5 protein-coding genes are annotated in these 6018 nt (G+C 75.2%); 1 reads left to right on the top strand and 4 read right to left on the bottom strand.

Going from position 1 to position 6018, the window contains the following annotated elements; genetic code table 11:
* Positions 1–253 precede the first annotated feature (253 nt).
* The 4 genes from ND748_RS22780 to ND748_RS22795 all read right to left on the bottom strand — a co-directional run bounded on the left by ND748_RS22780 (position 254) and on the right by ND748_RS22795 (position 5047).
* A complete protein-coding gene (locus tag ND748_RS22780) occupies positions 254–2698 on the bottom strand; it encodes an FtsX-like permease family protein (protein WP_251748003.1) in 2445 nt (814 codons plus the stop codon).
* Entirely contained in the window at positions 2695–3426 is a 732-nt protein-coding gene (locus ND748_RS22785) for an ABC transporter ATP-binding protein (protein WP_251748004.1), read from the bottom strand. The genes ND748_RS22780 and ND748_RS22785 overlap by 4 nt, the downstream gene beginning before the upstream one ends.
* Positions 3423–4031: a PadR family transcriptional regulator gene (locus ND748_RS22790; protein ID WP_251748005.1), complete on the bottom strand. Its 609-nt coding sequence runs from the start codon at positions 4029–4031 to the stop codon at positions 3423–3425. The genes ND748_RS22785 and ND748_RS22790 overlap by 4 nt, the downstream gene beginning before the upstream one ends.
* Positions 4032–4264: 233 nt before the next feature.
* Entirely contained in the window at positions 4265–5047 is a 783-nt protein-coding gene (locus ND748_RS22795) for an enoyl-CoA hydratase/isomerase family protein (RefSeq protein ID WP_251748006.1), read from the bottom strand.
* 530 nt (positions 5048–5577) lie between these two features.
* Here ND748_RS22795 and ND748_RS22800 point away from each other — a divergent pair.
* Positions 5578–6018, top strand: a 441-nt coding sequence (locus ND748_RS22800; RefSeq protein ID WP_251748007.1) for a class I SAM-dependent methyltransferase, incomplete at its 3' end; no start/stop codon positions are given.

Consider the following 6018-nt stretch of genomic DNA (forward strand, 5'->3'; position numbering starts at 1 on the left):
GCACGTCACCGCGGACGCCCGGCGGGCGGGCGTCGCCGTCGGCCCCGGCAGCGCCTACACCGTGGGCGAGGCCGTCGCCCCCCACCTGCGGCTGACCTACAGCCGTACCCCGGGCGAGGGTCTCGTCGCCGCGGTCGACCGGCTCGCCGCGGTCCTGCGCGACGGGTGAGATCCGGCGTCGCCAGCGCCGTGGTCCGAGCGGTTCCGCCTGGCCAGGCCAGGCCCCGGCCCGTCGGGTCTGCGCCAGTCCGCGTCACGGGGGCATCCGGCGCGCGATCGTCGCGGGTTCCCGGCCGGCGAGTAGCCAGCCGGCGGCCGTGGCCGCCGACGGGACTCCGACGAGGAAGATCAGCGGGTAGATTGCCGGCACGTGGCCGAAGACCGCCAGATCGTTTCGGTATGCCGCGGCCAGGCCAAGTCCGGCGCCGAGGGTGCCGAGCACCACGCCGAGCAGGGCGAGCCCACCCGCGGTGGCCGCGGTCAGGGTCCGCCTGATCCCGGCGTCCGCCCCGGTGGCCGTCAGGGTGCGCAGGTCGGCGGCGCCTTCGCTGCGGATCAGCCCCACGGCCATGGCCAGAACCGCGAGCGCGAGGACCAACCCGCCCGCCGTGGCGCTGGCCCGGACCGTCCGCACGACGGCCTGGCTGTCCCGGGACTCGATGGTCAGGCCGGCCTGGGCGGCGATGCGGCGGGCCGTGGCCAGCTGTGGGCCGGTGAGTTGCTGACCGGACTGGATGAGCCAGCCGGCCCGGACCGCCACCAGGTGGTGGCGGGATACCCCGCCGGCGGTCAGCAGCGTGTCCGGGAGCGAGGTGTACCGGGGTCCGGGAATCCGGGTGGTGGGAGGATGCTCGATGTCCCGGGACCTGCTCGGCGCGAACATGACCAGACTCTGAGCTCGGCCGGTGACCACGTCGACCGACCTGCCGATCGCGGCCGGATCGGCGCCCGCGAGGCGCAGGAGTTCCGGACTGGCGAGGTAGGCCGGGGACACCGCGAACTCGCCGTCGCCCCTGGCGCTGCCGAGTTCCTCGGCGTGCCGGACGGGTTGACCGGTCGTGGCACTGAGCTCCGGCGGTGCCGCCGGGTCGTAGGCCATGTCCAGCGGGAGCACCGTCGGGGCCGGGAGTGCCGCCGCCATCTCGCCGACCCGGCCAGCCAGTTCGCGCAGCCGGGTCGCGGAGCTGATCGGAACGAGCGCCGCCGGGTCGCCGGGCTGGGAGAGCCGGACGAGCACCTGGCGATCGCTCAGGTTCCCGGTCGCGGCAGTCGTCTGGGCGGCTGTCGCGACGACGACGGCGGCGACCGGAATGCCCAGCGCCAGGCTGATCGCGGCCACCGCCGCGCCGGATCTGGCGGGGTGTCGGGCTAGGTCGCGCAGGGCCAGCCGGGCGGCGACGGGGGTCCGTGCGCCGGCCGCCGCGAGCAGCCTGATCGCGGGTGGGCCCGCGAACAGGATCGCCAGCGCCGTGGCCACCGTGCCCACGACGATCAGGATCGGGTTGCGCCGGTCGCTTGCCGCCAGGCAGCCCAGCCCCACGGCCAGACCGAACACGGCGAGCGCCGCCGGTCGGTGGGTGGATCTGGGCTCCGGTGGCCGGCCGGAGAGCGCGAGGGTGACCGGGAGCCGGGAGACGGCCCGGGCCGGCCACCACGCCGCGGCAGCCGCCATCGCCATCGCCAGCACCACGACCGCGGCGATCAGGTGCCAGGGAATGTCGAACCGGTCGATCCGGTGCCCGATCGTCGGCTCCAGCCGGCCGGCGGCCAGCGGCCAGAGCAGCAGCCCGAGCGTGGTCCCGGCCCCCGCCGCGACCGTGCCCACCAGCAGGCCGGTGGCGGTGACCACGAGCCGTACCTGCCGGGCGGTGGCGCCGATCGCGGCGAGCATGCCGAGCTGGCGCAGCCTGCGCCGGGCGAGGACGGCGAATCCCGCGGCGGCGACGAAGGCGACCAGCAGGAGCAGAACGGTGGTGGCGGCCAGGACCAGCGCGGTGATGACGACCTGGTCCGTGTTGTCCCCCTGGCCCAGCCGCTGGCTCACGGTGACCAGCCGAGGGTCCTCGCGGCCGTGCCGGTCCGCGAACACCGACATCGACCGCGGCGGTGGTCCCCCGGCGGGCGCCACGAGGACGAAGTCGTCCGTCAGGTCGCTGGGGTTCTCGGCGATGCCGACGATCCTGCGGGGGTGGCCGTCGAGGGCGATCGAACCGCCGAGTCGCACTCCGAGCAGTCCGGCGGTGCCGGTGGTGACCGCGGCCTCGGTCGCCCCGGTCGGGTACCGACCGCGGTGGACGGCGAGCAGGTGCCTGGTGTGGGTGCCGCCGAGCGGCTGCGCCCGGTAGTCGACCGGCCGGGCGAGCCCCGGGGCCCGTTGCGGGGTGTGGCCGATCAGGTCGACGGTCCCGTAGGCCCTGCGTAGCGCGGCGATGTCGGCGGCCATCGCCGGTGGGTCCTGCCCGTTGAGCACCCACACGTCGCGGGCCGTGCCGAGGGTGGGATCGGCGGGGGGAGGTGCGTGGTAGAGGGCGGTGCCGCCGCAGACGGCCACGGCCACCGCCACGAGGAGCAGGAGGGTCACCAGGAGTTGGGAGCGCCACTCTCGCCGTAACATCCGCCAGGCCCACCGCACCATCGCCCGACGGGCGGGCAGGCCGCCCTCGGCGCGGGCCACCCGCGGGGGTGCCGCGACGGTCATCGCGGCGGCTCCGTGCCCGGGGCCAGGAGTGACTCCGGGCCGGCCGGCGGGCGGGACTGGTCCACCGCCACCCCGTCCCGGACGAACAACACACGGTCCGCCCACGCGGCGAGCTGGGCGTCGTGGGTGGCCAGGACGGCGGCGGCCCCACGCTTGCAGGCGTTGCGCAGCAGCCGCATGACGCTCTCACCGGCCTGGGTGTCCAGCGCCCCGCTCGGCTCGTCGGCCAGCAGCAGCCGGCGTTCACCGACCAGGGCGCGGCCGATGGCGATCCGCTGCCGCTGCCCGCCCGAGAGCTCGTCCGGGTAGGCGCCAGCACGGTCCGCCAGCCCCAGGTCGGCCAGGGCTCGCCGCGCCGCCGCGGCCGCGGCCCTCGCCCTGACGCCGTCCAGCTCGAGCGGCAGCGCGAGGTTCTCGGTGGCGGTGAGCCCGGGCAGCAGGTTGAAGTCCTGGAACACGAATCCGACGTGCCGGCGCCGCAGCCGGGCCCGGTCGGCTGGCGACATGCCCGCCAGCGGGGTGCCCTCGACCAGCACGTCGCCCGTCGTCGGCTGCTCCAGGCTGCCCGCGATGGTCAGCAGGGTGGATTTCCCCGATCCGCTGGGGCCCATGACCGCGACCATCTCCCCGGCGTCGACCGACAGATCGACGCCGGTCAGCGCGTGCACCGCGACCGCCCCCGACCCGTACACCTTCGTCACGGCGCGCAGCTCGAGTACGGGCGTCATCGGCCGGCCCTCGCGCCTCGCCGCACCCGGGCGGAGGACGGGGTGCGTGCCGGGGCGGCAGTCGAGGTGGCGGTCGGGGTGGCCGACGGCGGCGGTCGGTGGCGCAGGCGGGCCTGCGCCGTGTCCAACCAGCGGACGAACGCCTCCAGCCGGAAGATCTCGGCGTCGGCGACCAGGAGCAGCCCCAGGTCGTCCTCGGCCGCGTCCTCCTTCAGTCGGGTGTAGCGGCTCATCGTCTCGATCAGGTGCCGCCGGTGCGTCTGGAGGATGCCGAGGACGTCCACGCCGGGCAGCCGCGTCGCCACCAGCACCTTGATGACCAGCTCGTCGCGGGGTGGCACGTCGGCGGCGGGCGGCGTGGCGAGCCAGGCCGCCAGCTCCGCACCGCCCTCGGGCGTGATCCGGAAGCTCTTCTGCGGGCCCGGCTCCGCACCGTCGTCGGAGGCGACCAGGCCGTCGCGCTCCAGCCGCTGCATGGTCGTGTAGACCTGGCCGACATTGAGCGGCCAGACCTCGCCGGTGCGCGCCTCGAACTCCTGACGCAGTTGCAGTCCGTACTTCGGGCCCTCGCTCAGCAGGGCCAGCAGGGCATGTCGCACGCTCATGTGCACCCGTCCGGTCGGAGAATACTCGGTATCATACCCGGTATACATCCGCGCCTGGCAAGCCCGTCGGCCGAGATGGCACTGCGGGTTCCGCCGGGTTCCGCCGAGTTTCGCCGGGTCCGGCACCCATGACCTCCGCCGGCCGCTTCAGCCGGCGGACCCGCCCTGGAAGACCCTGTTCGGCTGGCCCGGGCCGGGAGGATCCACTGCCTCTCCCGGCCCGCGGCGCGGGCTCAGCGGCCGGTGAAGCGGGGGGCGCGGCGCTCGGTGGTGGCCCGCACGCCCTCAGCGAAGTCGGTGGTGGCGCGCAGGATGGCCTGCTCGGACGCTTCCCGCTCGGTGGCGGCCTGGATCGCGGGCACAAGGTCCGCCCACATCGTCTGGCGGATGCTGCGCACCGCCAGGGGCGCGGCCGCGGCAATCTCGGCGGCGAAGGCGAGCGCCGCGTCGCGCAGCCCCTCCGCCGGAGCGAGGCGGTCGGCCAGGCCGATCTCGTACGCCTCCTGCCCGCCGACCCGGCGGCCCGTGTAGAGCAGGTCCAGCGCCTTCTGCCGGCCGACGACCGCCGGCAGCGTCACCGACAGGCCGAAGCCCTGGTGCAGGCCGAGCCGGGAGAAGTTCGCCACGAACCGGGTCTCGGGGCTGGCCACCCGGAAGTCCGCGGACACCGCGAGCCCCAACCCGCCGCCGATCGCGCTGCCCTGCACCGCCGCCACCACCGGGAGCGGAGCGGTGAACAGCCGCTGCGCCGCCCGGTAGAGCGCCGGTGCCCCCTCGTCGGCCGAGATTTCCGCCGCCGCGCCGGTGCCGGCGAAGTCGGCGCCCGCGCAGAAGTGCTTGCCCTGCGCCGCCAGGACGATCGCGCGGACCTCGGAGCCGGCCGCGAGCTTGTCGTAGGTGTCGGCCAGCTCCTCGATGAGGTGCACGTCGAAGTAGTTGTGCGGCGGCCGGCGGATCTCGACGACCGCGACGTGGTCGGGTCGGGTCTGGACGGCGACGTCGCCGGACTCGCTCATGCTGATCCTCCGTTGTGCTGGTCGGTGCCGGCGGTTGCCGGGGGCCAGACGCCCCGTCCGACATCCTGGCCGATCCGCCGGCCTGGGGCGCGCCATGCCGGTCGGCCGTAATCGGGTGACCGGCGCCCCGGTCGTCCGGCCGGGGCTTATACCGCATCCGCCGCATTGCCGGGCGCTGGCCGCATCAATTCACCGGATACCCGTATCGCTGGCGCGTCACCGGCCGATCACGGAGAATAGTTCCGGTCGGCTTCCGGGGATATTCAGTGGCCTCGAGGTCGAGTGTGGTGTGCCCTTCAAGGGTGCTCCACGCTGTTTATCGGCGGTCCACCTGGGGTTTCTTTCGTGGTGGGGTGGATTGGCCCGGTGAAATCCGTGAACCCGTGCCGGGGAAAGGGAAGATCATGACTGTTGACGATCTAGACTCGCCTACGCTGGTCGGGCGGCCAGTGACCGCCGCGACCGCCGCGGCAGAGGCTCCGGAAGAGCCCGCCCCGGACGGCCGAACCTGGGCCCGTGGGGACTACTCGGTGATCGCCCGCCTGCTGGTCGGGCTCGGTGGCGACCTGGTCCGGGCGGCGGGGGTCGCCCCCGTCAACCGGGTGCTCGACGTCGCCGCCGGCAGCGGCAACGCGGCCATCGCGGCCGCGGAGCTGGGCGCCGACGTGACCGCCTCCGACCTCACTCCCAAGCTGATCGAGCGGGGCCGGCAGGCGGCGGCCGAGCGCGGCATCAGCATGGAATGGCTGGAAGCGGACGCGCAGCGGCTGCCCTTCGCCGATGGCGACTTCGACGTGGTGCTGTCCTGTATCGGCGCCATGTTCGCCCCCGACCAGGCGGCGACGGCCCGGGAGCTGGTGCGGGTGTGGGGGGCGGGGGGGGCGCGGGGGGGGGGGGCCGGGCCCCGCCGCCGGGGGGGGGGGCGGGGGGTGGGGGGGGGGGTGGGGGGGGCGCCCCCCCCGCGGCGGGGG

Origin of the sequence: Frankia sp. AiPs1, from assembly GCF_023716945.1 — a bacterium.
Classification (GTDB): Bacteria; Actinomycetota; Actinomycetes; order Frankiales; family Frankiaceae; genus Frankia.

Bases quoted from the DNA above. Each gene is read 5' to 3' on its own strand.
- ND748_RS22790 (WP_251748005.1), bottom strand. From the start codon at position 4,031: ATGAGCGTGCGACATGCCCTGCTGGCCCTGCTGAGCGAGGGCCCGAAG.
- ND748_RS22780 (WP_251748003.1), bottom strand. From the start codon at position 2,698: ATGACCGTCGCGGCACCCCCGCGGGTGGCCCGCGCCGAGGGCGGCCTG.
- ND748_RS22795 (WP_251748006.1), bottom strand. From the start codon at position 5,047: ATGAGCGAGTCCGGCGACGTCGCCGTCCAGACCCGACCCGACCACGTC.
- ND748_RS22785 (WP_251748004.1), bottom strand. From the start codon at position 3,426: ATGACGCCCGTACTCGAGCTGCGCGCCGTGACGAAGGTGTACGGGTCG.